Below are 25,177 nucleotides of genomic sequence, written 5' to 3' on the forward strand. Positions count from 1 at the left end.
AATGACGGCTCTCCTCCTGATCGGTGCCCTCGGCCTGGCCGCGTGCGGCAAGAAGAACAGCGGTGAACCCGCCCAGCAGTCCCTGTCCTACCGCTCGTCCTGGGGCGCGGCGGAGCCCCAGGCGAAGATCATTAAGACGATTCTCGACGATTTCGCCAAGGAGACCGGCACCAAGGTCGACCTGAAGTTCGTCGGCCGCACCGGCAACGAGAACCTCAACGCCGAGATGGCCTCCGGCCAGGGCCCCGACCTGTTCGACACCACCACCGGCGACATCGACACCCTGACCGCCCAGCACATCATCGGCCCGCTGGACGACGTGGAGAACGCGCAGGTCCCCGGCGAGGGCAAGACGGTCAAGGAGGTGCTCCCCGAGCCGGTACGGCGGGCCTCCTCCGGCAAGAACGGCCTGGCCTACCTTCCGCACACGATCATCTCCACCGCCGTCTGGTACAACGCGGCCAAGCACCCCGGGCTGAACCCGCAGACCTGGGAGGAGTTCATCGCCTTCCTCGATGAGTCCAAGAAGGCCGGCCGTACCCCGATCGGCCAGGACGGCACCATCGCCTTCTACAACGTCTACTGGTTCTACAGCCTGCTGGTGGGCGCCAACGGCGCGGGGAGCCTCGCCGAGCTGGCCAAGGACGCCGCCAACTGGGACAAGCCCCAGGTGCTCGACGCGGCCAAGAAGGTCGAGCAACTCGCCCAGGGCGGCTACTTCCAGCGGGACTTCATGGCGACCAAGTTCCCCGCCGCACAGAACGCCTGGGCGCAGGGCACATACGACCTGAACCTCAACGGCACCTGGCTGGCCAGCGAGGTCCAGCCCCAGCTGGCTCCCGGCTTCAAGGTCGCCTCGTTCCAGGTCCCCGCCGGCGGTAAGAGGTCCATCGAGGTGGGAACCCTCGGATGGGGCGTGAACGCCAAGGGCAAGAACGTCGCCACGGCCAAGAAGTTCCTGGCTTTCGCGCTGCAGAAGAAGTACATGGAGCAGTTCTCCACCGTGGCGCTGAACATCCCCTCACGCGGTGACGTGCCCGCGCCCGCGCACATGGCGGACGTGCAGAAGGCGGTGCTGGAGGCCAAGGAGACGCACCTGAGCTACGACTACGCGGGTGCCGACAAGACCTGGTGGGGCGATATGTTCCTGCCTCTGAGCGACAAGCTGCTCTCCGGCAAGATCGACGCGACCACGTTCGTCCGGGAGGGCAAGAAGCGGACGGCGGAGCACCTGGCGAACGGATGAAAACCTATGAACGGGCCTTCTGGCCCTTCCTGCTGCCCGCGCTCCTGGTCTACACCCTGCTGTTCGTCGCGCCCTCCCTGTTCGGGATCTGGGTCAGTCTCACCAGATGGTCGGGACCCGGCTCGGAGATGACCTGGCGGGGGCTGGACAACTACGTGGCGCTGCTGCACAACGAGGTCTTCGCCACGGCCTTCACCAACACGTTCGTGATGGCGATCGTCGGCGGCGGCCTGATCTTCGCCATCACCTTCCTCGCCATGGTCGTGCTCAGGCAGCTCAAGGGGCGGGCCTTCATCCGGGCCGTCGTCTTCCTGCCGATGGTCATCTCGATCATCGCGATCGGCGCGGCGGTCGGCTTCCTGCTCAACCCCGAGGGCGCGGTCAACACCGTGCTCGGCTGGTTCGGCCTCGATCCGCAGCCCTGGCTCGGCCCCGAGATGGTGTTCCGCTGCATCGTGGGCGGGCTGATCTGGTCGAGCACCGGCTTCTACGTCGCGCTGATGATGTCGGCCGCCGACGCCATCCCGGCGCACGTGTACGAGGACGCCCAGCTCATCGGGGCCACCAAATGGGAGCAGTTCCGGCACATCACGCTCCCGTTGACCTGGGACGTCTTCGCGGTCTCCGCCGTACTCTGGGTGGTCGGCAGCCTGAAGATCTTCGACATCGTGCTGGCCTTCACCACCGCGGGCACCGCTGCCGCACCGCCGATCCCCGCCCGCACGATCGCGGTGCAGCAGTACATCGTGGTGAAGGGCGCCGGCCTGCCGGAGCTCGGAAGCGCGGCGGCCATGGGCGTGATGACGCTCCTTGTGACGGCCGTACTCATCGTGCTGACCCGGCGCATCACCCGGCGTGATCGAGTGGAGCTGTCATGAGACGTCTGATCGGGGACATCCTGCTGCCCAGGGCCACGGCTGTCGCGCTGTGGGCCTGGGTGGCCTTCAACCTCGCCCTGATCGCGTGGGTGGGCATCCAGTCGCTGAAGGACTCGCGGGACGTGTGGCTGCATCCGTTCGCGCTGCCGACGACCCCGCGATGGGACAACTTCAGCTCGGCGTGGCAGGCGGCCGAATTCTCGTCCGCGGCCTTGAACAGTGTGGTGCTGACCGCGTTCGGCGCCGTGCTGATCGTGGCGATCTCCGCCCCCGCCGCGTATGTGCTGGCACGCTCGAGCCGGCGCGTCGCCGCCCCCACGATCAGCTATTTCGCGATGGGGCTGAGCATCCCGATTCAGACGATCCTGGTGCCGATCGTGGTGGTCAAGCTGTCGGTCTACACATTCATGGAGGACTGGGTCACCGGCTGGTGGGACAACCGCATCACCTTGCTGGTCTTCCAGGTGGCGCTGTCGGTGCCCTTCGCGGTGTTCGTGCTCACCGGCTACATGCGCTCGCTGCCGCACGAGATCGAGGAGGCGGCCGAGATCGACGGCGCCGGCCCGCTCCGCGCGTTCGTTCAGGTCATCATGCCCGTGGCCAGGCCGGGTCTGACCACTGTGTTCGTGCTCAACGTCATGGGTCTGTGGAACGAGACCCTGCTCGCCCTGCTGATCGCCCCACTCCCTGAGGAACGCAACCTGCCTGCCGCGCTCCTCGGTCTGTACAGCAGCATGCAGTACAGCTCCGACTGGGGCGGCATGTTCGCGGGCATCGTGATCCTGGTCTATCCCATGATCGTGCTCTACATCTGGCTGGGCCGCCGGATCGTCGACGGCATGACCGCCGGAATCAGCAGGTGACCCGCCCGTGCGTGTCTTCTCCGTCGATGACGGCTCATTCCGGCTGGACGGCGCCGACTTCAGGGTGCTGTCGGGCGCTCTGCACTACTTCCGCGTGCACCCCGAGCAATGGAAGCACCGGCTCGCCATGGTGCGCGCGATGGGCCTCAACACGGTCGAGACGTACGTGCCGTGGAACCTGCACGAGCCGCGACCGGGAGACTATCGCCGCCTCGACGACCTGGGCGCGTTTCTCGACGCGGCAGCGGCCGAAGGACTTCTGGCGATCGTACGGCCCGGGCCGTACATCTGCGCCGAATGGGACAACGGCGGGCTGCCCGCCTGGTTGACCGGCACCGTCCGGGCCGGCGACCCCGGCTACCTGGCCCACGTCGACCGCTACTTCGACCGGCTGATCCCCCAGGTGGCCGAGCGCCAGGTCAGCCGCGGCGGCAACGTGATCATGGTCCAGGTGGAGAACGAGTACGGCTCCTACGGCAGCGACCACGCCTACCTGCGTCACCTGGCGGACGGCCTGATCAGCCGCGGCATCGAGGTGCCCCTGTTCACCTCCGACGGGCCGGCCGACCACTGCCTGACCGGTGGCACGATCGACGGCGTGCTGGCGACGGTGAACTTCGGCTCCGAGCCTGAGCAGGCCTTCGCCGCGCTGCGTGCCCACCGGCCGGACGACCCGCTGTTCTGCATGGAGTTCTGGTGCGGCTGGTTCGACCACTGGGGGCACGAGCACGTCACCCGCGACCCGCAGGACGCCGCGGACACCCTGGAGCGGATCCTGGCCGCGGGGGCGTCGGTGAACCTGTACATGGCACACGGCGGCACCACGTTCGGCACGTGGGCGGGCGCCAATCGCACCGGGGACGACAGCGCCGGCCCATGGCGGCCCACGGTGACCTCTTATGACTACGACGCGCCCATCGACGAGGGCGGCGCGCCCACCGAGAAGTACTGGCGATTCCGGGACGTGCTCTCCCGCTACGGCGGCGAACCCCCCGGCGTGCCCGCCATGCCCGCCACACTGTCTCCCGCCACGCTACGCCCTGCGCATTCGGTGCGGCTGCACGAGGCACTGGACGCCATCGCGTGGCCGGAGACCACCGCGCCGGTGCCGCCGACGTTCGAGGATCTGGGGCTGGACCACGGCCTGGTCCTGTACCAGGCGACCGTTCCTGGACCGCGCGGGCCGTACCCGATCGTCTTGCGCGGCGTGCACGACCGCGCGCACGTCTTCGTCGACGGCCGCCTCGCAGGTGTCGTCGAGCGGGACGCCGATCACCCCGTACTGCTCGCGGCCGGGCACGCGGCCCTGGAGATCCTCGTGGAATCGATGGGACGGACCAACTACGGTCCGCTGCTCGGCGAGCGCAAGGGCATCCTCGGCGGTGTCCTGCACCACCACCAATTCGTGCACGGATACACAGCGCGGCCGATCCCGCTGGAGGACATGTCTCGACTGAGATTTCAGCCGGGAACGACGAGCGAGCCGCTCTCGTTCTTCCGCACCACACTGGAGGTGGCCGAGCCCGCGGACGCGTTCCTGGCTCTGCCCGGCTGGGGCAAGGGGTACGTCTGGATCAACGGCGTCCTGCTGGGCCGCTACTGGAAGCGAGGACCTCAGCAGACCCTGTACATCCCGGCACCCCTGCTCGAAACGGGCACCAACGAGATCATCCATTTGGAACTGGACCACGTGGGCTCCCTGCTGCAGATCCGCGCCCGGCCCTCGCACGACGGCTCGACGTCGCACGAGCGGTAGCCGCGACAGGTCCTGGCCGAGCCCATCGGGCTACGCCCGACCGATCGTCACTCTTCGTGATTTCAGCGCTCGCCACCACCCACCCAATCACCCACAACCCCGGAGCGACCAGGGCCGGCGCGTAGACGGCTGCTGCCACAGAGTGTGACGAACCAATTTTGCTACAAGTTCCGAAATTGTTCCGTGACGGGTCCGCTGCACCGCCGAAACACGCCATACATACCGTCCATATCGGCTGCATAGGCGCCATCCGGCTCATTTTGCTCAAAAAAGCTACTTTCGCCGGAAATCCCCCACCATGATCAGCGCCTTCATGTGACAGGAGCCCCCGAGTGTCCAATCTCTCCCGACGCGGTGCCCTACGGCTGACCGCCTGCATAGCTCTCAGCTGCACCCTTTCCCTGGCAAGCTGTGGGCGCAGTGATGACACTGCCGCGACAGGCACCGTCAAGCCCATCGACGCGTCCCCGGCCACCGGCACCATCAATGTCTGGGCCGCCCAGGGCGATGCCGACGTGCTCGACAAGGTCATCGCGCCCTTCAAGGCCGCGAACCCGGACATCACCGTGAAGTTGACGCTGATCCCCAACGCCGAGTACTACACCAAGCTCCAGTCGGCGATCGCGGCGGGCAAGGGACCCGATGTCGCCCAGCTCTTCCCCGAGTCGCAGGCGCAGTTCCTCGATCCGTCGATCCTTCAGCCCGTTCCGGACGGCCTCGTCGACCCGGGTGCTTTCTTCAAGAGCCTCTGGGAGGCGGGCATGGTCAAGGGCGTCGCCTACACGGTGCCCTGGTACGCCTACACCTATGCGCTCGTCTACCGCTCCGACCTGGCGGAGAAGGCGGGTGTCAAGGCGCCGGCCTCGTGGGACGAGATGGTGCCGTTCCTCAAGGCGCTCCAGGGCGCCGGCGCGGGGCGCGGCCTCGGGGCCGACATCGGCTGGGACATCTTCAACGGCCAGGACGTCGCGATGTACGCCTGGCAGGCGGGCGGCTCACTGCTCTCCTCCGACGGCAAGTGGACACTCGACACGCCGGAGATGGTCGAGGCGCTGAAGTTCAACGCGTCGTTCTTCACCTCGGGCGTCGCCGACACCAGCGGGCCCACGTTCCTGGACGCGCAGCCGTACTTCGTCGCCGGCAAGACCGCCTCCATGATCACGGGCCCGTGGGTCGTCGGTCAGCTCGACACCGCCGCGAAGAAGACCGGCTGGACGGCGTCTCACGTCGCGACCGCACCGCTGCCGGCCGGGCCGTCGGGCAGCGTCTCCTTCTCGGCGGGCGGCAGTTGGGGCGTGCTCGCCGGCAGCGGCAACACGAGCGCGTCGTGGAAGCTCATCCGGTACATCTCGCAGCCGAGCACCCAGGTCGCGCAGTACAAGGCGTACAGCTCGCTGCCGGCCGTCGTGTCCGCCTGGGACGACCCGGCCATCAAGGGCCAGCCGCTCCTCGAGGCCTTCTTGACCCAGCTGAAGAACACCCGGACGTTCCCGCAGGTGAGCACCTGGCAGCAGGTCGCGACCCGGCTGGGCAAGGAGATGGAAGCGGTGGCCAAGGGCAAGCAGACCGCGGAAAAGGCCGCCGCGAGCGTCCAGGCGTACGCCGAGAGCCTCGGCACGGGCACGGGGTGATCTCCGCATGACCACCACCGTCGTCCCGAGGGCGGCGCGCACGGCGCGTCGGTCCCGGGGCTCCCGTCGAACGGCTGTCGCCTGGTTGTTCCTCGCACCGTTCGCCCTCGTGTTCCTGCTCTACACGGCGATCCCCACCGTCGCCGCGCTCGGGTTCAGCCTCACCGACCTGCGGGGCACGGATCTGCGCAATCCGTTCGCCGTCGACTTCACCGGCCTGGAGAACTATCTCCGTCTGTTCCAGGACGAAATCTTCCTGCGGGACATCCTCAACACCGCCCTCTTCGTGGCGGTCGGTGTGCCGCTGACCATGGGGATCGGATTCGCCCTGGCCCTCGTGCTGAACGCAGGCATCCGGCGGCTGCGCGGCATGTTCCGCGTCGTCTTCTTCGCACCGGTCGTCACGAACGTCGTGGCGGTCGCGCTGATCTGGCAGTACGCCTTCAACGCCAACGGCACGGTCAACAAGGTGCTCGGCACCGTCGGCTTCGCCGGACCGAACTGGCTGGACGACCCGAACCTGGCCATGCCGGTGGTCATCCTGCTCGGCGTCTGGCGCAACTTCGGCACTGCGATGGTGCTGTTCCTCGCCGGTCTGCAGGCGATTCCTGAGGACGTGTACGAGGCCGCCTCCATCGACGGGGCCGGCCGGTGGCGGCAGCTGAGGCACATCACCCTGCCGCTGCTGCTGCCCACCACGCTCATGGTGTCGGTGCTGCTGACCGTCTTCTACCTCCAGGTGTTCGACGAGCCGTACCTGCTGACGAACGGCGGCCCGCTGGGCTCCACGGAATCGGTGGCGCTGTACACCTACCACCAGTTCGGATCCGGTGAGTTCGGGATGTCCTCGGCCGCGTCCTTCGTGATGCTCGTGCTCGTGATGCTGGTGAGCATCGTCCAGTTCCGGCTGCTGAGGCCCCGCGCATGACCACGGTCGCCACGGTGCGGGACACCGAAATGATCGACGACCAGGTCGCCGTACGCCACCGGTCCGTCACCCCGTCTCTGCTGTACGGCGCGCTGGTGCTGTGCGCGCTGCTCACCATGCTTCCGTTCGTCTGGGTGATCAGCGGGTCGCTGCGCAGCCTCGACGAGATCCGCTCCGACCCCGGCGCCTGGCTTCCGCACCACATCACCCTCGACAATTTCACCCGGCTGTTCGCCACCGAGGGCTTCGGCGGGTTCATGGCCAACAGCATCGTGGTCGCGATCATCGTGGTGGCCGGCAACATCGTGGCGGCGTCCGCCGCCGGCTACGCGCTCGCCAAGCTCGACTTCGCGGGCAAGCGGCTCGCGTTCGGCGCCGTCATGGCCGCGATGATGGTGCCGTTCACCGCGGTGTTCGTCACGCAGTTCGTGATCACTGTCGACCTGGGTCTGGCGGACACTCTCACCGGTATCGCCCTGCCCGGCGTGGCGATGCCGATGTCGGTCTTCATCATGCGGCAGTACGCGATGTCGATCCCCGGCGACCTGCTCGAAGCGGCCCGCATCGACGGTGCCGGCGAGTTCCGGATCTTCTTCCGGATCTTCCTGCCGCTGGCCGGCCCCGCCGTCGCGACGATCACGATCATGTCGTTTCTCACCTCGTGGAACAACTTCATCTGGCCGCTCATCGTCGCTCAGAGCATGTCCAGCTACACGCTCCCGGTGGGTCTCGCCGCCACCAGTCAGGCCGCGTCGCACGTCACCGACTACGGACTGCAGCTCGCGGGTGCGATCGTCGTGATGCTGCCCGTGCTGGTGCTCTTCCTGTTCCTGCAGCGCTACTTCGTTCAGGGCATCGCCGGAACGGGAATGAGGTGACCGGTGTTGGATGATCGGATGGACTCACTCGACTCCCCCGGCGAGCAGGTCAGCGTTCATGCTCCCGCAGGCACGATCATCGGCCGTCGCACCGGCCGGGTGCGGCGCTTCCTCGGCATCCCCTACGCCGCAGCACCCATCGGTGCCCGGCGGTTCGCCCCGCCGGTCCCACGTGGCCGGCTCCCGGAGCCGTTCGACGCGTCCCGGCACGGTGCCACCGCGCAGCGGGTGCCGCTGTACGCCACGACGACCATTCCGGAGCCGTCGATACCGGGCGACGACGTGCTCAACCTCGGCATCGTCGCCCCGGCCGCGGACGACGACATGCCCTTGCCCGTCCTGGTATGGATTCACGGCGGCGGTTTCCTCGCCGGCAGCCCGGCCAGCCCGTGGTACGACGGCCGCGCCTTCGCCCGCGACGGCGTCGTCTGCGTCACCGTCGGCTACCGGCTGGGCGTCGACGGATTCGCCCCGCTGGACGACGTCCTCCCGAATCTCGGGCTGCGCGACCTGCTGCTCGCCCTGGACTGGGTACAGGAGAACATCGCCGCTTTCGGCGGCGATCCTGACCGGGTCACCGTCGCCGGCCAGTCGGCCGGGGGCGCGGCGGTGCTCGCGCTGCTCTCCTCACCCGCGGGCAGCGGCCGTTTCCACCGCGCGGTCAGCCTGTCCGGCGGCATCTTCGACGTAGGCGCGGACGCCGCACGCGACGTCCTCGAACGGCTCGGGCACCGGCTCGGCGTGCCGCCGACGCGCGCCGGATTCGGCAGCCGCACCGTCGAACAGATCCAGCAGGGTGTCATCAGCCTGCGGAACGAGCAGGGCGACGACGACCCGCTCGTGCTCGTACCGTGCGTCGGCGACGACATCCTGCCGGTGCCCATCGCCGACGGGCTCACCGTCCATGGTCACGACATCCCCGTGCTGCTCGGCGCGACGGGCGACGAGTTCGACGGCGGCGCCCGGCCGGACGTCACAGCCGCCGCCCGCGCGGCGGGCACCCGCGTGACGGACACGCTGTTCCGCTCCGCCTGCGCGCGCACTGCGGCCGCCCGCCGCCAAGCCATCGCCGGCACCTGGCTGTATTCCTTCGAATGGCCCTCCCCCGTGTTCGGCGGCGCCGCGCACTGCATTGACATCCCGTTCTTCTTCGACGTGCTCGACGCACCTGGAGTCCCTCAGGCGCTCGGACCGAACCCGCCCGCCGACCTGGCCACGTTGATGCATGCCGATCTGGTCGGGTTCGTACGGGGCCAGGAGCCGGCCTGGGGGCGGGCGACCGGCGCGCTCGGCGATCCGGCGCGCGAATACGGCCGGCCAGGAGCGGCGCTCGCGGCCGACACCACGGGCGTGTACGACCCCGTGGTACCCGCGATGTCCCAGGCGGCGGAGCCGTGCTGATGCCCGGGATGAACCAGAGCGCCGTCCGACGCGTCAACACCTCGGTCGCCCTCCGGGCACTCGCCGTGTCGGCCGGGCCGATGACGCTGGCCGCGCTCGCCGAGCACACCGGCCTGTCCCGCCGCACCATCGAGCTCATCATGGACTCGCTCGTGGAGGCGGGCTGGGTGACCGAGCTGGACCGCGTGCCGACCAGCGGCAACGCCGGGCGCCCCGCCCGCCGTTATGAACTGCGGGCCGAACACGCGCTGTTGGCAGCCGTTTGCATCACCACCTCGGACGTGTCCGCGGTCATCGCCGATGTGCGCGGCCGCATCCTCGGCCGGGCGCACCGGCTGCTGCGTGCCTACCAGGATCCGCAAGTCACGCTCGACGACGCGGCGGCGCTGGTGCTGGAGGCGCTCGACGACGCGGGCGGGTCGACGGACCGGCTGCGCGCCGGTGCGGTCGCCAGCGGTGGCGCGATCGACGACCACGGGGTCGTCCGCCGCCTGGTGCACACGACGCGTTGGGAAGGCGTGCACCTGCCCGCAGAACTCAAGCGACGGATCCGGGTGCCCTGGTTCGCGGACAACGACACCAACCTCGGTGCGCTCGCCGAGCGCTGGCGGGGCGTGGCCGGAGACCACGACAACGTCGTATGGGCGATCCTCGGAAACCGGACGGGCCTCGGCATCCTCATCCGCGGAGCCGTACACCGCGGTCTGGACGGCTCCGCGGGTGAGATCGTCGAAGCGCGGTCGATACCGACCGGCTCGATCGAGCACCGCCCGGTGGCCTGGCTGACCTCACCGGAACCGGCCGAACGGAGCGTCGCGCTCGGCCGCTTCGCCGCGGCCCGGTCCGGAGAGGCGACCGCGCTCGCGGAGGTCGACGAATTCGTGGAGAACATCGCGTCGATCCTCACCACCTTGTCGTGGACCATCGCACCGTCGCTCATCGTGCTCGGCGGCGGCCTGGAAGACGCGGCCGATGTGCTGCTGCCCCGGGTGCGCACGGCGTTACGCGACGCTCGCACCCCTGCGGTCGAGTTGCGTGCCACCAGCCTGGGCCGCGACGCCGCGCTCATCGGCGCCGTCAAGCTGGCCCTCGACCGCATGGACACCGAACTGTTCGGCCCGCTCACCCCGAGCACATGAGCGGGCACCGAACACCCGCGCCTCCCATCACCTGTGGCACAAGACATGGAGTCTCACTGTGACCGACACCTCCCGCACCGATGTCCTCATCGTGGGCAGCGGCATCATGGGATCTGTCGTGGCCCGACTGCTGCGAGAGGCCGATCCGGCGCTGGACATCACGATGGTCGACGGCGGCAACGCGATCGGCGAGGCCCCCGGCCTGCACCTGCACGACCTCGATGACCCGGTCCTCTGGTCGCGCTACAACGAACAGGTCGCCACCGGCATCCAGGGCATGTACACGGGCGCCGAAGTGGTGCGTGAGGTCGCCGACAGCCTCACCGACCTGACGCCCGGCATGTTCCACGCGCTCGCCTTCGGCGAGGACGCCGAGGCGATGCCGGCGACCGCGCTTGCGTGGAACGCGGGCGGCATGGGCGTGCACTGGACCGCCGCGACGCCGTGGCCAGCCGGAGACGAGGTGTTCGACTTCGGTGACCCGGACGGCTGGGCGGCGGACCTGGACACCGCCCGCCGGTTGCTCGCGGTCACGCCGTCCGCGATCGGCCCGACCCAGGTCGGCCGGATGGTGCTCGACGTCCTGCGCCGGCGCTTCGACGGCGTCGGATCCGGCGACCGGCGACCGCAGCCGATGCCCATGGCCGTCACCGCGACGGCATCGGGTCCCATGCCGCGAACGGCCCCCGGGACGATCTTCCCCGCGATCGCGACAGGCGGGGACCCGGGGTTCAGCCTGATGACCGGCACGCTCGCCACGACGCTCATCGTCTCCGACGGCCGGGTCGCCGGGGCCCGGCTGCGCCGCATCGCCGACGGAGCCGAGTGGGAACTCCTGGCCGACGCCGTGGTGGTGTGCGCCGACGCGCTGCGCACCCCGCAGCTGCTGTTCGCCTCGGGCATCCGGCCCGCGGCACTGGGCCGCTACCTCAACGAGCACGCGTTCATCACCGCCCGGGTGCTCCTCGACCTCGACCGGTTCGGCATCGGCCTCGATGCCCTGCCCCTGCCGCGCCCCGGCGAGTTCAGCACGGACGTGCTCTGGCTCCCTCAGAACGGAGCGGCACAGCCGTTCCACGGCCAGATCATGAACCGTACGTACGTGGATGAAGACGGCCACCCCCTCGCGCACTCCGTGGGCCTGTCGCTGTACGCCCCCGTCGAGTCACGCCCCGAGAACCGGCTCGTGTTCTCGGAAGCAGAGACCGACCTCGCCGGGATGCCGCGGATCACCGTCGAGTTCGGCTACTCCGACGCCGACCGCACGCTGATCGGCCGCGCGCTCGACGAAGTCCGGTCGATCGCCGAGGAGTGCGGCTCGTTCGATCCCACGACCGAGTGTGCGCTGCTGCCGCCCGGTTCGTCGCTGCACCAGACCGGCACCGTCCGGACCGGCCTGGCCGACGACGGCACCAGCGTGTGCGACCCGGACGGCCGGGTGTGGGGCTTCGACAACCTGTACGTCGCCGGCAACGGTGTGATCCCCACCGCGATGGCCGCCAATGTCACCCTGACCGGCGCGGTGACCGCCGTACGGGCCGCCCGCGCGGTCGCCGGACGACACGGGGCGCCCGTACAGTCCGTCGCCGGACGACACGCGGCACCCGCCACACATCGAGAGGAAGCACGATCGTGATCGACATCGCCAAGGAATACCGCGTGGCGCTGCCCGCGTGGATCGACGACGAGCTGGCCACCGTGCCCGCCCTCATCCCCGGCCGCGACGACCGGATGCGCCTCGTGCACCGCCTCGCCGACCGCAACTGGCGCGAGGGCGACGGCGGCCCGTTCGCCGCACTCGTCGCCGAGCGGGACTCCGGCCGGATCGTCTCGGTCGGCGTGAACGTCGTGCTCGCCTCCGGCGTCTCCAGCGCGCACGCCGAGGTCGTCGCGCTCGGACTCGCCCAGACGGCGACCGGCGGCTGGGACCTCGGCGGCGACGGGTCGCCCGTACACGAGCTGGTCGTGAACTGGCGTCCGTGCATTCAGTGTTACGGCGCGGCCATGTGGTCCGGGATACGCGGCCTCGTGGTCGCCGGCGAGGGCCCGGAGCTGGAGGAGATCACCACGTTCGACGAGGGCCCGCTCGGCGCGGATTGGGCCGAGCAGTTCGAAGCACGCGGCATCCAGGTCACCCGGGACGTGCTCCGGGACGAGGCGCTCGCCGTGTTCCGCGACTACCGCAAGGCCGTCGACGCCGACGCCGTCACCGTCTACAACTCCCGCGGAGGTGCCGAATGACGCAGGACGACACCACCGAACCGCGCTTCGCGACCGACATCGTCACCTTCTATCACCCGGGATTCTGGGGACTCGACTCCGCCGACGCCTTCCGCGACTGGGCCGTCAAGAACCCCGACCGTTTCTGGGAGCGGGTGCTGGACGCGCTGGCCGAGGCCGGCGTCAGCGGCATCGAGCTGACCTTCGCGCCCGGCGACATCGACTCGGCCCTGCGGGCCTTCGGCGACGCGCCGTCGTTCCGCCGCGAACTCCAGGCCCGAGGCCTGTCGGTGGTGAGCGCCTTCATGGCCGCGAGCGCCGCACCCGACTGGCGGCACAGCGAGAACCTGCCCGCGATCGTCGCCGAGGCCGAGCGACACGCCGCCTTCCTCGCCGACGTGGGCGCGGAACTCCTCGTCGCCGGACTGCCCATGCGGACGACGTTCGGGACGCGCCCGCCCTTCTTCGTCGACGCGGCGTACATGACCCGGATGGCCGACATCGCGCACGTGGCCGGCGAGGCCGTCGCTCAGCACGGCGTGAAGCTGGCCTTCCACACGGAGTCCAACAGCACCCTCTGGTACGAGAGGGACATCGACCTGTTCATGGCGTTGACCGATCCCCGCTACGTGTGGCTGTGCCCCGACTCCTGCCACATCGCACTCGGGGGAGGCGACCCCGTCGCCGTCGCGCGCCGCCACGCGCAGCGCATCGCACTGGCCCACTGGAAGGACGCGGTCAAGCCCATCGACGTCGAGCTCACCATCGACGAAACGGTCTTCGCTCAGCAGCAGCCCTACATGACCGAACTGGGCACGGGCATCGTGGACTGGCGAGCGTGGGCCGACGCGATGTCCCGCACGCCCGGCGCCGGCATCGTGCTCATCGAGCTGGACGAGGCGGCTGATCCCGTCGCCGCGCTCCGGGCGGGGACGGCAGTGGTGCGAGAGGCCCGGGCGTGATCGACTTCACCGCCATGTTGCAGCGCCTCGCGGTCATCTCCGAGGCCGGCCGAAAGGAATCCCATGTCCGCACGAGCGCCTGAGCACTTCACCGTCCCGGCGGTCGACATATCTCCCTACGTCCAGGGAGGACCGGAGGCGGAACGCCGCAGGGTCGCACAGGAGATCGACGATGCCTGCTCCAGCGTGGGCTTCATCCAGATCCTGGGCCACGCGATCCCCGACTCGGCGATCGCCGGCCTGGCCTCGGCGATGGACGCCTTCTTCACCCTGCCTCTTGCGACAAAGCGGACCTACTGCGTCACGGGCGCCAACCGCGGCTACAGCCCACCCAAGAGCGAGTCCCTGAGCCTGAGCCTCGGCGTCGAGTCGGCCAGCCGCATGAACGACTTCTTCGAGGCCTTCAACATCGGCGTGGAGGCACGCTCCTTCACCTCGCTGGACCTGTCCGAGGAGGACTACGGGATCAACGTGTGGCCCGAGATCGGCGGTTTCACCGAGGCCGTCCAGGCCTACTTCGACCACGCCGGCCGGGTCGCACGCACGCTCACCCGGATCTTCGCCGACGCTCTCCGCCTGGATCCCGAGTTCTTCGCCCGGCTCACCGACCACTCCATCGACGTGCTGCGCATGAACAACTACGCCCTGCCCGAAGGAACGATCACCCTCGACGGCGACCTCGTCGGGATGGGGAGCACACCGACTTCGGGATCGTCACCGTCCTGTGGGCCGACCAGGTCGCCGGCCTCCAGGTCCTCGGCCGGGACGAACGCTGGCACGATGTCGCGCCGGCCGACGGCGCCCTGCTGGTCAACCTCGGCGACCTCACGGCCCGGCTCACCAACGACCGGTGGATGTCGACCCTGCACCGCGTCAAGCCCCCCATCGTGGACGGCACGATCAAGCGCCGCCGCTCAGCCGCCTTCTTCCACGACGGCAACCCCGACGCTGTCATCGAGACGCTGGCCAGTCACCATGACGCCTCCGGGCTGGCCTACGAACCGATCACGGTCCGGGACCACATCAAGGCCAAGCTGGCCGGATCACGGCAGGGCAAGAAGAACCTCGCCGCGGTACGGGAAGCCGCACGCGTCCTGGCCGCAGCGGAAAGGGATCTATAAACCATTTGCACTACTCGGTGGGAGCGCGGTGATGCTCTCTCTCAGGCATGACGCTCTCCGTGGTTGTGGTGCGGCGGCTGCCGCGGTGTCAGGTCAGGTCCAGAGCAATGTCCAGGCGCAGGTAAGCATCGATCCAGGCCTGCTCCACCACCTCGTCAGAGTCGTGGGTCCGCGCCGCCGCGAAGGCCGTGACGGCCTGCGCGACGCGGTGCAGCCCGAGCACGGTCAACCGCTGAGCCGCGGCGGCGAGCCGGACGTCGTAGGTCGGCGGCAGGTGAGACAGGCCGTGATGGGCCACTTCGGCGAGCAGTCCCCGGGTGTCGATCAGAGCCGCGGTCAGTGGTTCGTGCCGGTGGTCCTCGGCGACCATGAGCCTGCCGCTTCTCCCGGCAGGCTGTAGGTCGGGTACGACGACACGGCCGCCGACCGCCAGGCCGACCGGTTCGATGACGACACCGCCTGCGGTCCGCTCGACCACGCCGCTGACGAAACGCAGGTCACCCTCCTCACCGGCGAGCACGGCGGCCAGCGAGTCGAGGCGTCCGGGGGCGGCGCCGGTGTGGGCGGCCCTGACGGTGGCGGTGTTACCCGCCCGGTCGACGATGACAGCGTCGAGACGCTGGTCTCCAGGGGCGTAGGTGACGGCCTCCACCCCGGCGACGGCGACGACCCGGACCAGTTCCGCTTCGACCCGTGGGCGGATGGGCCGGAGCGTGAGGGCGTCGAGTTCACGGCTGAGCGCGGCGAAGTCGGTCACCACCAGAGACGGCGACAGTTCACCCCAGTCTCCCCGTGACGGGCTGACCGTCGTCTTGGAGATCCGCCCGGTGGCCAGCCGCACCGTACGGCTGGCGCTGCGAACGGCGGACTCCGTGACCAGGTTGCCGGTGGCCAGAGCGGCCAGCGTGGACGTGGCGATCCGCCGCCGCGCCAGCGCCGCCCCGTCGTCGTCGCCGTCCCACTGACGGCGGAGGACCAGCACCATGGCACTGTCGCTGTGGGCCAGGTAGACCTCGGCGATCCGCTGGTCGCCGAGACTACGGATCCGGCAGCCGAGGCTCTCGAGCCGGGCCCGGCGCAAGGGGGTCTCTGCGGCCTCGGCGGTGCCGAGCACGCTGCTGCGCAGGGTGGCGTCCGGCCGCGTCACCGCCCGGTGCCGGGCGTGCAACTCGGCGACGTGGCCGGCGAGCAGCTCGGGACGGTAGTGGGCGCTACGGTCGCGGTAAGAAGCCAGTTGCTCGGCGAGGTCGCCGACGGCCAGCAGCGGCCAGCGCAACCCGGCGGCGTCCAGGTGGCGCTGCACGTCGGCGATGGTGGCCTCGAGGCCGTGACCGAGATGCGCCGCCCCCTCGCGCAGGACCGTGCCGGCCAGTCCCAGGGCCCGCCCCAACCCGGATCCGGTACCGGCTTCGGCCTCGCCACCGACGTCGACCCGCACCTCGGGGACGCCGGGGTGCAGCTCGTCGGCGACCCGGAACGCCCACACCGCCAGGGCGATGACGTCATCGCGACTACCGGCGACGGTGTCGGTGTGGACGAATCCGAGGTCGCCGGGGATCAGGAAGCGCACGGTCGCGGTGGCCAGCTCGACCAGCGGCACCGGATCGGTGGAGGTCGCGCGGCGGACCCGCGCGGTGAATCCGGTTCTTTCCGTACGGCGAGCGGCGGCCATCAGGCGGGCACCGATCTTGGCGGTGAGTTCGTCGTCGGTCACCTGCCCCGGCGACCAGGGCAGGGGCTCCGGGCCGGCCTCAGCCGGCAGGGGCTCCGAGTCAGACTCAGCCGACAGAGGCCCCGGGTCAGTCTCAGCGGGCAGGCGTTGGTAGGCGAGGATCACCCCGATGACGTGCCGGCAGACGCCGGTCGCACCGCAGGTGCAGCGGGCCACGTCGAGGCCGCCGGGAGGCAGGCTCGCGGTCGGGCCGTCGGAGAAGCTGCCGTGCACGGTGCCGTCAGCGTCGGTCCGAAGCTCCGGCGCGGCTTCCTTGCCGGCACGTTTGACCAGACCGCGGTTGGTGAGCGCGGCGAGGGAGTCCGCCGTCAGCCCGAGCAGATCTGTCCTCATCGGCCCACGTGCTCCGCCACGAAGGACGCCAGTTCGCCGGGTGTCATCGCACCCACGTAGGCTCCGGCATCGGCCAGGCGCTGCGCCAGCCCCCGGTCGTAGGCGGGATTGGCCTGCTCGTCGAGGGCGGCCAGGCCCAGCACCTTGCTGCCCTGCGCCACCAGGTCGCGCACGACGCGCACCAACCGGTGCGGATCACCGCCCTCGTAGAAGTCGGAGATCAGCACGACGATCGCCCGGCGCGGCTGATCCACCAGGCCCGCGCCGTACGCCGCCGCCCGCGCGATGTCGGTGCCGCCGCCGAGCTGGGCCTTCATCAGCAACTCCACCGGATCGTCGACGTCGGCGGTCAGGTCCACCACTTCGGTATCGAAGGCGATCAGGTGGGTGCGCACCCCCGGCAACCCCCACAGGCAGGCCGCCGTGACCGCCGAGTGGATCACTGAGTCGACCATCGACCCGGACTGGTCGACGAGCAGGATCACCTGCCACTGCTCGAGGTGGCGGCGGGTGCGGGAGAAGAAGAACGGGGTCTCGATCACCACCTTGCCGGTGTCGGGCTGGTAGCGGCCGAGGTTGGCGCGCAGGGTCCTGACCATGTCGAAATTGCGGGCCAGCCGCATCCGGCCGGGCCGTCGCACCTTGGTGCCGGAGAACGCGCTCCGAACCTCGGTGGCGAGTTTCTCCATCAGCTGCCGGACGACCTGCTCCACGATCCGCCTGGCCAGCCGCAGCACCTGCGGGTTCATCAGGTGCTTCGTCCGCAGCACCGCCTTGAGCAGCGCGGGATTCGGTTCGATGCGCGCCAGCACGGCCGGGTCGGTCACCACGTCATGGATCTCGTAACGTTCGACCGCGTCACGTTGCAGTCGTTCGACGGTCTCCTTGGGGAACAGCCGGGTGATGTCGTCGAGCCAGTCAACGGTGGTCAGCACTGATTCGCCTGTCCCGCCTTGCCGTACACCACGTCGGCGCAGGTCCTCGTCGCGGCCGTAGAGCCAGTCCATGGCCGCGTCACGGGCGGCGGCCCGTGCACCGAGCTGCCCTCCGCCGAGGCAGGCGCTGCCCGGCTCGCCGAGCAGCAGGCGCCACCGTTCAAGGGTGGGGTCGGTCATGGTGTGATCAGTCCTTCCCGGCGCAGTGCCGCCTCGACCCGCTCGTCCAGTGCCATACCGGCGGCCACCAGCTCCGGTGCCGCGTCCAGCCGCATCAGGTCCCATCCGGATGCGCCGCCGGCGCGCCGCTCGACCAGACGAGTGGCGATGAGGTGCCGTTCGCGGGGTGGAAAGAAGCCGAACGCCTGGCGCAGCGCGGGCAAGGCCAGCAGGAAGTCGTCATCGGTCATCCTTCCGACCAGCTCATCGAGCAGCTCCAGCATGCCGGCGGTGTGCAGCACCTCCTCGCGGGCGAGCGCGAACAACCCGGCCAGCCAGTCCCCGGCCGACGCCGGGACGAACGCGCCGCGTACCGCCCGGGCCGGGTCCGCGGCAGCCGTACCACGCAGTGACCAGCCCAGCCCCAACGACGCTCCACGCAGGTCGGGTGGCGCGTCCGGGCAGGCGGCGAGCCGGTCCGCAACGCCGAGCGCCGCGTGCGTGTCCAGGCCGAGCGACGGGCCGGCGTGTCTGAGGGCGTCGCGGACGGCGGTCACGGCGTGGATGCGCTGGAGGTCGGCCGGTGCGGGGCCACCGCGCACACCTTCGGCCAGCCACAGCGCCCGGCGGGTGGCGGCCTCGACGACCGTGCCCAAGGTGGTGCTGCCACTGGTGCGGAACAGGTCGTCGTGGCGCCACATCGCCAGGGCGACGGTGAGGGTGCGGCCCAACGAACCCAGATCGGCCGCCGCGCCGACAGCCCGCGCCAGGTCGTCCAGCACCTGTCCGGTCAGGTCGCCGATGCCGCACAGCGCCGTGTCGAACAGGACGTCGGCCAACTGGTCCAGGTCCGCGCCCGTGATCCGTTCGGCGAGGGCGGCGGCCGCCGCCTCCTGCGGGTCCACGCCATACCCACCGGCCTCGATCAGTGCGGGCAGCCGATCGTCGGACTCGGTCAGCACCCATCGTTCGACCAGCTCCGTACCGCCTGCCGGGCGGGGTCCCGAGGTGCGCATCACGCCGGGGATCTGCAGCACCCGCAGCCGGTGCAGCAACCGGCTGCGCTCGCGGTCGGCTTCCCTGCCAAGGTCGAGCCGTTCCTCACCCGGACCGCCCAATACCGCGAGAACCGCGCGGACCAGGGGTGGCAACGGGGTCGAGTGATGCAGGCGGCCCAGCCGGTCACCACTGAGGGCCGCGATCATCTCCACGATCACCGGATGGTTGCCGGCCTGCAGCGGGCCACGGACCGCCCAGGGCAGCGGGGCCTCGATCGCCTCGCTGACCAGCGCGCCGGCCAGGCCGTCCAGCACATCGACCCGGGCCGGATGCGGATGACCACGCAACAACGCGAGCCCGTCCGCGGTGGCCCGAGCGGCGATCAGGTCCGCGGTGGACACCGGCTGACGCCGGGCCCGCAGCCGGGCCGTCACCACTTCGGTGAGCCTGCGGGCGGCGTCGGCGGGGCCGGACTCCCACAGGTGCTGGTAGTAGCCCGGCGACGGCATACCCGACTGGTAGCCGTCGAAGGCGTCCAGCCGCCGGAACGAGTACGGCACCAGGTAACTGCCGACGGCCGCGTCCACGGGCGGCTCCGGCATCTCCGGCCAGCTCCGGTCACCCTCCTCTGCCAGCCGGATCAACGCGGGGCGGTGGAAGCCGCCCGTGACCACGACCACCGGCCTGTCGCCCGCGTCGGCGACCGCGGCTCGGATCCACTGCGCCATGTACGCCTCGCGTGCCATGTCGTCCGACCCGGCCTGCGTGTCGCCGCGCACCAGGTCGAAGTAGGTGGCCAGCCGTTCGGCCAGCCCGTCGGCCGGCTCGATCTCGAACAGGTGGTCCCACAGCGCGTCCACGTTGTCCACGGCGAAGGCACGGCACAGCCGTCCGGTCACCTCGCTGTAGCGGGCCTCGGCGTCGGCGTAACGGTTGCGGACCTCGGCCAGCGCCGGATGCCACGCCGGCAGGTCGATGAAACGCAGCTCGGAGCCGACGTCACGGCCTGCGGTCAGCGCCGCCCACTCCGGGGAGTAGTCGCACAGGGGCGTCCATGAACCGTGCCGTCGATACGGATCTCGGTAGCTGGTGTAGACCGCGATCGGCAGCTCATGACCCAGCAGGAGCTCATCCATCCTGTGGTTCATGTCCGCTGGGCCCTCGACCAGCACGTACGCAGGCCGTACGGAATGAATGGTGTCGGCGACCAGCCGGGCACAGGCGGGGCTGTGGTGCCGCACGCCGAGAAACGTGACCGCCATCGTCAGCCCGGCAGCAGGTGGCGGGCCTCGTACAGGGCCTTCCACTGGTCGCCGTGCCGCCACCTCTGTTCCAGGTATCTGCGGAGTTTCGCCAGGTCCTCCGGATTGTCCTTGGCCGCCGTGCCGGCCAGGCAGGAGACCAGGTCAGCGGCGGTGCCGGGCTCGCCGCGCAGGAACCAGCCGCGCAGCCCGACGGCATGCGCGACCGAGACGGCCTCGGCGGTGCTCATCACCCCCGACAGCCGGTCGGTGGCGTCACCGCGCGCGGTCTGCCCCTCGCGCAGCTCCCGGAACGCGGTGACCAGGACCTCCAGCACGTCGCGCCGTGGCGGCGCGCCGACGCCTGAGCGCTTCAGGAGAGCGGTGGCCTCCGCCTCCACCAGCCGCAGCTCGGTGTCGAAGTCGGCGATCGGGAAGACGGTCTCGAAGTTGAACCGGCGCTTGAGAGCGGCGCTCATCTCGTTGACGCCGCGGTCGCGGGTGTTGGCGGTGGCGATGACGGTGAACCCCTCCTGGGCGAACACCATCGCGTCCGGACCGGTCAGCTCCGGTACGGCGAGCACCCGGTCCGACAGCGGTGACAGCAGGCAGTCCTGCACCTCCAGCGGGCACCGGGTGATCTCCTCGAAGCGCACCACCTTGCCCTCGGCCATGCCGCGCAGCAGCGGAGCGGCCACCAGCGACCGGGTGGACGGGCCCTCGGCGACCAGCAGCGCGTAGTTCCACGAATATTTGATCTGGTCTTCAGTGGTGGCCGCTCCGCCCTGGATGGTGAGCGTCGAGGTTCCGCTCACCGCCGCAGCGAGCAGCTCGGACAGCAGCGACTTCGCTGTGCCCGGCTCACCCACCAGCATCAGCCCGCGGTTGGTCGCGAGCGTCACCAGGGACCGGTCGATCAGTGAAGGATCGCCCACGAACTTGCGGCTGATGCCCAGCTTCTCGTCCCCGAGGACGAAGCGCCGGGCGGCTCGCAGGCTCAACGCCCAGCCGGGCGGCCGGTCGTCGGTGTCGTTCTCCCGCAGCCGGGCCAGCTCGTCGGCGTGGCGGATCTCGGCCGGGGGCCGCTGGACGTGTTCGTTCATCGGGTGATCTCCCGCAGGTCTCGCAGGATCTCGGAGACGGTGATCGGATCGAGGCCGCCGAGCTCCACCCCTACCAGGGTCTGCTCGTCGGCGAAGTCGAGGTAGCCGATCGCGATGCCCGGATCGAGACCGATCGTGACGGTCCTGCCGTCGGGCACGTCCCGCTCGATCCAGCCCTGCCACCCGGCGTCCTGCGGCACGCCTCGCCGCCAGCCACGCCGTTCCAGGCCGATCACCGCGCCGGTGGGGATTCTGGCGGCGCCGATCTCGGCCAGCAGCGCCTCGTCCGGTCCATACGTCTCCCGGCCCAGTTGCGGGAACGGCTGCAGGATCTCGTAGTCGGCGAACACCTCGGCCCAGGCGGCCAGCTCCTCCCCCAGCTCCAGCGGGTGAGGCACTCCTACGACGGCGTCGTCGGGCAACGTCAGCGTGTCGTCCTCGACGTCGGCGAAACTGCGGTCCTCGGCCACTCGCAGGGCGCCCGTGAGCCGGCCCGAGGGGTCATAGAGCCCCCACACCAGCCGCCGCACGATGTGCCAGAGCAGCGGGTGGCCGACGAGCAGCCGCTTGAACTCCTCACCGCTCCAGCGGCGCCGGTTCACCATGGCCTGCTCCAGCCGGTGGATGTTGTCCGCGGCCACGGCGCGCACGTCCTTCTTCAGGCCGGCGAACCGCTGGTAGGCGGCGGGTGCGAGCTCCGGGTCGTCGTTCGCCCCCGGCTTGGGAAGGTTCTTGAGCCGCTTCCCCGCGGCGTCGGTCACATACGGCTTGAGCTGCTCGTCGAAGCCGACCACGAACTGCCTGCGGCCGTAGTCGAGGGTCAGGCTGCCGTCGGCGGACAGTCCGAAGTCCGGCACCAGCCGGTCGGCCAGCTCCTGCGGCGTCAGGCCGAGCTCCGCGGCGACCTCGTCCATCTTCTGCCTGGCCCGGTTCTTCAGCCCGCTGAACTTGACCTTCTCGGCGATGCCGTGCAGGTGCATCAGCGCGACCTCGGAGCCGATGGCGGCCAGCAGGTCCAGGCCGGCGACCGCCCGCGCATGCCCGCCCTCGCCGGGCCAGGTCCTGATCAACGGCGTCAGCCGCCGGACGGTCTCGTCGTCGCCGAGCAGCGCCAGCGCGTCCATCACCCAGCTCTCTTTGGACGGGTAGCCGGCCGCCTGCCAGCGCTGGAACAGCGCCCAGGCGAACTCCGCGAGGCTGCGGCCGTCGCAGGCCTCCTTGACCAGGGCGAGACCGGCGTACGCATTTCCGGGCTGGGAGATCGCCAGCATCGTGATCACGTGGCGGGCCGCCTCGGCCGGCAGCGCGCCCGCGTCGCCGCGCAGGTGGATCGGGGTCACCAGCGCGACGTCCGCCCACTCGGGCAGCACGGGCATCTTGGCGGGCAGCGCGTCGAGCGGGTCGGCCGAGAGCATGTCGGCGACCGCGGCCTCGGCGACGGGGCCATAGCCGGCGGCGGCCTCCGCCACGGCGTCACGGCTGCCGCCCGCGGCCAGCGCCGCCAGCGCTTGCTCGGCCTGACGCCGGGCCGGGCCGGGCTTGCCCAGAGCCGGCGGGATCAGCGCCCTGGCAGCCGCCTCGGGGTGGCGCGCCAGCCACGCCAGCGCGGTGGCGCGCACCGACTTCAGCCGGGTCAGCCACTCGGCCATCAGCGCGGCGACCTCAGGGGCCGCGAACGGGAGCAACACCGGAGCGATCGTGCTCGGGCTGCGCCGGGCGCTGTCCACCACCGCGGGCAGCGCTGCCAGCTCGAACCTGGCGACCACCCTCGGCATCCATTCGGAGGCTCCCCACAGATCGGATGGGCGCCACTTCTCGATGAGCGGCCCGGCCAGCTTTTCGGGCCCGGCGACGAACAGGGATATTTCGTGGCTCCAGTAGCCGTGCCGGCCCGCGGCGATCTGGCCGGCGATCTCTTCCCAGCTGTGGCCATAGGCCCGATCCCATGAGCCGTGCCCCGGCCGGACGGAACGCCAATTGTCCCGCTCACCCGGCCCCCACACCACGGTCGGCTCGTCGGTGCACACCAGGCCGCTCACCACGACCGGCTTGCGGACCGTACGCGGACGCGTCCACGGCGGGCTGACCAGCACCTCGGGCAGGGCCTCAGGCGGAGCGGTGGGGACGGTCACGGCGGTCGCGACCTTGTTGATCCGCGCGGCGGCGGCATCGACGCTCGCCAGCACCTCGTCCACCAGGTCGGGATGGGCCAGCACGTGGGCGCGCAGCAGCAGGTCCACAGCCTTGCCGCTGGAGGCGGCCAGCATCCGCATCGCCCGGCGCGGGAAGCGGGCCGCCGCGCGCAGGAAGGCCGGCTGGGTGTACTTGTCGTCGATCCGGTCGAGGAGCGCCCGCATCGCCGCGTCGGTCGGCAGTTCGGCGAGCATGCCCAGCAGCCGCCGCAGGCTTTCCGCGTCGTAGAGGTCGTCGAACCAGCCGGCCAGCACCGGCACGGCCGCCTCGCCCATGCCGTCGACGACCGTGGCGGGCAGAGCGAGCGAGTGCATCACGGAGTAACCCTGGACGTGGCCCGCGATGAGCGCCGCCTGCTCCGGCGTGCTGATCGAAGCGACCAGGCCGGCGGCGAGCCCCGGATTGACGCGATTCACTTCGGCGCAGTCGGCCGCGACCCAGTCGGCCTCGGTCGGCGCCAGGTAGGAAGCCGCCACCCGATGGTGGAGCCCGCCTTCACGGCTCACCGCCAGCGCCGCGACGACCTCGGCGTACTCGGCATCCGATGCGGCCGAGACGACAGCACGCACCCGCGTGGCGAGCTCGATCCGATTCCAGCCGTACCAATGGTGAGGGGTTTCACGGGCAGCCATCCGCCGGACTCGGAATGTCTGCCCGTCGGCATCCCAGTCCAGCGAGGCCAGTTCGGTCACGGCCGCCGCCGCGAACACCAGACCACGTTCGACCAGCCAGGCCTCGGCGAACAGGGACAGCAACGCCCGATCGTCCCAAGGCAGCGACGGAGTCACCACCTCGGCGACCACCGCGGCGCCCAGCGGCGTGGCAGTGGGCTCCCCCGCCAGGTACGCCGCGCCCGCGGAGGCCATCTCCGGGTCGGGACACCTCGCCAGCGAGTCGAGGATCGCCTGCCTGCGCTCGTCCAACATTGCCGCGAGCTCCCTGGGCGCGCCCGCGTCCAGCCGCTTCACGGCGACCTTCGCTCCACCCCGCCGCGGATGAAGAACGCGCAGCCAGGCGGTCGGCATCGTCAGCCGGTCCTCGTCCCCGACGCCGCCGTCGGTCGCCGCAGGGGAGGTCGCCGGCACGGCGACCGCTTCGTCCTCCGTGTAGCCCTTGCGTAACTTCTCTGCCACCAGCTTGTCGGCCGCCGCCGCGGCGGCGGCAGCCGAGTCGAACGACTTGACCTGCGCCTGACCGGCTGCGCCCAGCCGCCCATACCGAATGTTCAGATCCGTGCCGTCCTGACGCACTTCCCAGAACTTCGCCGAATCGCCGCCGACATAGGTCAGCATCCGATCTGCGCTCATGCCGATACCTCCACGCTGTATTCGATGGAGAGCTCGTCGTTCAAGCGACGGAGTAACCGCGCCATCGCCGATGCCTCATCCTCGTGATCGCCAGCGCCGAGTATTGCGCGCAAGACTGACAAACTGGCACTCACCGCATGGCCGACGGCTTC

18 protein-coding genes and 1 pseudogene are annotated in these 25,177 nt (G+C 70.3%); 14 read left to right on the forward strand and 5 right to left on the reverse strand.

Translation table 11 applies throughout. The features are described 5' to 3' along the window. Position 1: 1 nt before the first annotated feature. From EDD27_RS32075 to EDD27_RS57050, 14 genes and pseudogenes are all read left to right on the forward strand, one after another. Positions 2–1,246: an ABC transporter substrate-binding protein gene (locus EDD27_RS32075; RefSeq protein WP_164903871.1), complete on the forward strand. Its 1,245-nt coding sequence runs from the start codon at positions 2–4 to the stop codon at positions 1,244–1,246. After that, positions 1,243–2,124: a carbohydrate ABC transporter permease gene (locus tag EDD27_RS32080; RefSeq protein ID WP_127935710.1), complete on the forward strand. Its 882-nt coding sequence runs from the start codon at positions 1,243–1,245 to the stop codon at positions 2,122–2,124. The genes EDD27_RS32075 and EDD27_RS32080 overlap by 4 nt, the downstream gene beginning before the upstream one ends. Then, positions 2,121–2,987 (forward strand): carbohydrate ABC transporter permease, encoded by an 867-nt coding sequence (locus EDD27_RS32085; RefSeq protein ID WP_127935711.1) that lies wholly within the window; start codon positions 2,121–2,123, stop codon positions 2,985–2,987. Before EDD27_RS32080 ends, EDD27_RS32085 begins: the two co-directional genes overlap by 4 nt. A gap of 7 nt (positions 2,988–2,994) precedes the next feature. Continuing rightward, entirely contained in the window at positions 2,995–4,743 is a 1,749-nt protein-coding gene (locus EDD27_RS32090) for a glycoside hydrolase family 35 protein (protein WP_127935712.1), read from the forward strand. Positions 4,744–5,075: 332 nt separating this feature from the next. After that, entirely contained in the window at positions 5,076–6,374 is a 1,299-nt protein-coding gene (locus EDD27_RS32095) for an extracellular solute-binding protein (protein WP_127935713.1), read from the forward strand. A gap of 7 nt (positions 6,375–6,381) precedes the next feature. Continuing rightward, positions 6,382–7,302 carry a carbohydrate ABC transporter permease gene (locus EDD27_RS57970; protein WP_127935714.1) on the forward strand — a complete coding sequence of 307 codons (921 nt, stop codon included), beginning with the start codon at positions 6,382–6,384 and terminating at the stop codon, positions 7,300–7,302. Beyond that, the gene (locus tag EDD27_RS32105; RefSeq protein WP_127935715.1) at positions 7,299–8,180 is read left to right on the forward strand and encodes a carbohydrate ABC transporter permease; all 882 of its coding nucleotides are present in this window, start codon (positions 7,299–7,301) and stop codon (positions 8,178–8,180) included. The genes EDD27_RS57970 and EDD27_RS32105 overlap by 4 nt, the downstream gene beginning before the upstream one ends. 18 nt (positions 8,181–8,198) lie before the next feature. Next, the gene (locus EDD27_RS32110) at positions 8,199–9,581 is read left to right on the forward strand and encodes a carboxylesterase family protein (protein ID WP_127935716.1); all 1,383 of its coding nucleotides are present in this window, start codon (positions 8,199–8,201) and stop codon (positions 9,579–9,581) included. Beyond that, entirely contained in the window at positions 9,581–10,720 is a 1,140-nt protein-coding gene (locus EDD27_RS32115; RefSeq protein WP_206641752.1) for an ROK family transcriptional regulator, read from the forward strand. The genes EDD27_RS32110 and EDD27_RS32115 overlap by 1 nt, the downstream gene beginning before the upstream one ends. Positions 10,721–10,778: 58 nt before the next feature. Next, entirely contained in the window at positions 10,779–12,356 is a 1,578-nt protein-coding gene (locus EDD27_RS32120; RefSeq protein ID WP_127935718.1) for a GMC oxidoreductase, read from the forward strand. Then, positions 12,353–12,961: a nucleoside deaminase gene (locus EDD27_RS32125; RefSeq protein ID WP_127935719.1), complete on the forward strand. Its 609-nt coding sequence runs from the start codon at positions 12,353–12,355 to the stop codon at positions 12,959–12,961. The genes EDD27_RS32120 and EDD27_RS32125 overlap by 4 nt, the downstream gene beginning before the upstream one ends. Beyond that, complete coding sequence (locus tag EDD27_RS32130) at positions 12,958–13,902, forward strand: sugar phosphate isomerase/epimerase family protein (RefSeq protein ID WP_127935720.1); 945 nt, start codon at positions 12,958–12,960, stop codon at positions 13,900–13,902. The genes EDD27_RS32125 and EDD27_RS32130 overlap by 4 nt, the downstream gene beginning before the upstream one ends. Positions 13,903–13,965: 63 nt before the next feature. After that, positions 13,966–14,325: pseudogene (locus EDD27_RS57045) on the forward strand (2-oxoglutarate and iron-dependent oxygenase domain-containing protein); the annotation flags it as partial. A 50-nt stretch (positions 14,326–14,375) separates the two neighbouring features. After that, positions 14,376–15,023, forward strand: a complete 648-nt coding sequence (locus tag EDD27_RS57050) for a 2OG-Fe(II) oxygenase family protein (protein ID WP_241564371.1) — start codon at positions 14,376–14,378, stop codon at positions 15,021–15,023. Positions 15,024–15,111: 88 nt separating this feature from the next. Here the strand turns inward: EDD27_RS57050 and EDD27_RS32140 are convergent, their stop codons facing one another. Genes EDD27_RS32140 through EDD27_RS32160 form a run of 5 tightly spaced genes read right to left on the reverse strand, consistent with a single transcriptional unit; the run spans position 15,112 to position 25,025 of the window. Continuing rightward, the gene (locus tag EDD27_RS32140) at positions 15,112–17,088 is read right to left on the reverse strand and encodes a hypothetical protein (RefSeq protein ID WP_127935721.1); all 1,977 of its coding nucleotides are present in this window, start codon (positions 17,086–17,088) and stop codon (positions 15,112–15,114) included. Beyond that, positions 17,085–18,203 carry a VWA domain-containing protein gene (locus EDD27_RS32145; protein ID WP_127935722.1) on the reverse strand — a complete coding sequence of 373 codons (1,119 nt, stop codon included), beginning with the start codon at positions 18,201–18,203 and terminating at the stop codon, positions 17,085–17,087. Before EDD27_RS32145 ends, EDD27_RS32140 begins: the two co-directional genes overlap by 4 nt. Further along, positions 18,200–20,443 carry a DUF5682 family protein gene (locus tag EDD27_RS32150; RefSeq protein WP_127935723.1) on the reverse strand — a complete coding sequence of 748 codons (2,244 nt, stop codon included), beginning with the start codon at positions 20,441–20,443 and terminating at the stop codon, positions 18,200–18,202. The genes EDD27_RS32145 and EDD27_RS32150 overlap by 4 nt, the downstream gene beginning before the upstream one ends. A gap of 2 nt (positions 20,444–20,445) precedes the next feature. Beyond that, complete coding sequence (locus EDD27_RS32155) at positions 20,446–21,525, reverse strand: ATP-binding protein (protein ID WP_127935724.1); 1,080 nt, start codon at positions 21,523–21,525, stop codon at positions 20,446–20,448. After that, positions 21,522–25,025: a WGR and DUF4132 domain-containing protein gene (locus tag EDD27_RS32160; RefSeq protein ID WP_127935725.1), complete on the reverse strand. Its 3,504-nt coding sequence runs from the start codon at positions 25,023–25,025 to the stop codon at positions 21,522–21,524. Before EDD27_RS32160 ends, EDD27_RS32155 begins: the two co-directional genes overlap by 4 nt. Positions 25,026–25,177: the final 152 nt, after the last annotated feature.

It is taken from the genome of Nonomuraea polychroma (assembly GCF_004011505.1).
GTDB lineage: Bacteria > Actinomycetota > Actinomycetes > Streptosporangiales > Streptosporangiaceae > Nonomuraea > Nonomuraea polychroma.

Excerpts from the sequence above, each read along its gene's own strand:
- EDD27_RS32075 (WP_164903871.1), top strand. The coding sequence starts at position 2 with ATGACGGCTCTCCTCCTGATCGGTGCCCTCGGCCTGGCCGCGTGCGGC.
- EDD27_RS32080 (WP_127935710.1), top strand. The coding sequence starts at position 1,243 with ATGAAAACCTATGAACGGGCCTTCTGGCCCTTCCTGCTGCCCGCGCTC.
- EDD27_RS32085 (WP_127935711.1), top strand. The coding sequence starts at position 2,121 with ATGAGACGTCTGATCGGGGACATCCTGCTGCCCAGGGCCACGGCTGTC.
- EDD27_RS57970 (WP_127935714.1), top strand. The coding sequence starts at position 6,382 with ATGACCACCACCGTCGTCCCGAGGGCGGCGCGCACGGCGCGTCGGTCC.
- EDD27_RS32105 (WP_127935715.1), top strand. The coding sequence starts at position 7,299 with ATGACCACGGTCGCCACGGTGCGGGACACCGAAATGATCGACGACCAG.
- EDD27_RS32110 (WP_127935716.1), top strand. The coding sequence starts at position 8,199 with ATGGACTCACTCGACTCCCCCGGCGAGCAGGTCAGCGTTCATGCTCCC.
- EDD27_RS32115 (WP_206641752.1), top strand. The coding sequence starts at position 9,581 with ATGCCCGGGATGAACCAGAGCGCCGTCCGACGCGTCAACACCTCGGTC.
- EDD27_RS32130 (WP_127935720.1), top strand. The coding sequence starts at position 12,958 with ATGACGCAGGACGACACCACCGAACCGCGCTTCGCGACCGACATCGTC.
- EDD27_RS32140 (WP_127935721.1), bottom strand. The coding sequence starts at position 17,088 with ATGAGGACAGATCTGCTCGGGCTGACGGCGGACTCCCTCGCCGCGCTC.
- EDD27_RS32145 (WP_127935722.1), bottom strand. The coding sequence starts at position 18,203 with ATGACCGACCCCACCCTTGAACGGTGGCGCCTGCTGCTCGGCGAGCCG.
- EDD27_RS32150 (WP_127935723.1), bottom strand. The coding sequence starts at position 20,443 with ATGGCGGTCACGTTTCTCGGCGTGCGGCACCACAGCCCCGCCTGTGCC.
- EDD27_RS32155 (WP_127935724.1), bottom strand. The coding sequence starts at position 21,525 with ATGAACGAACACGTCCAGCGGCCCCCGGCCGAGATCCGCCACGCCGAC.
- EDD27_RS32160 (WP_127935725.1), bottom strand. The coding sequence starts at position 25,025 with ATGAGCGCAGATCGGATGCTGACCTATGTCGGCGGCGATTCGGCGAAG.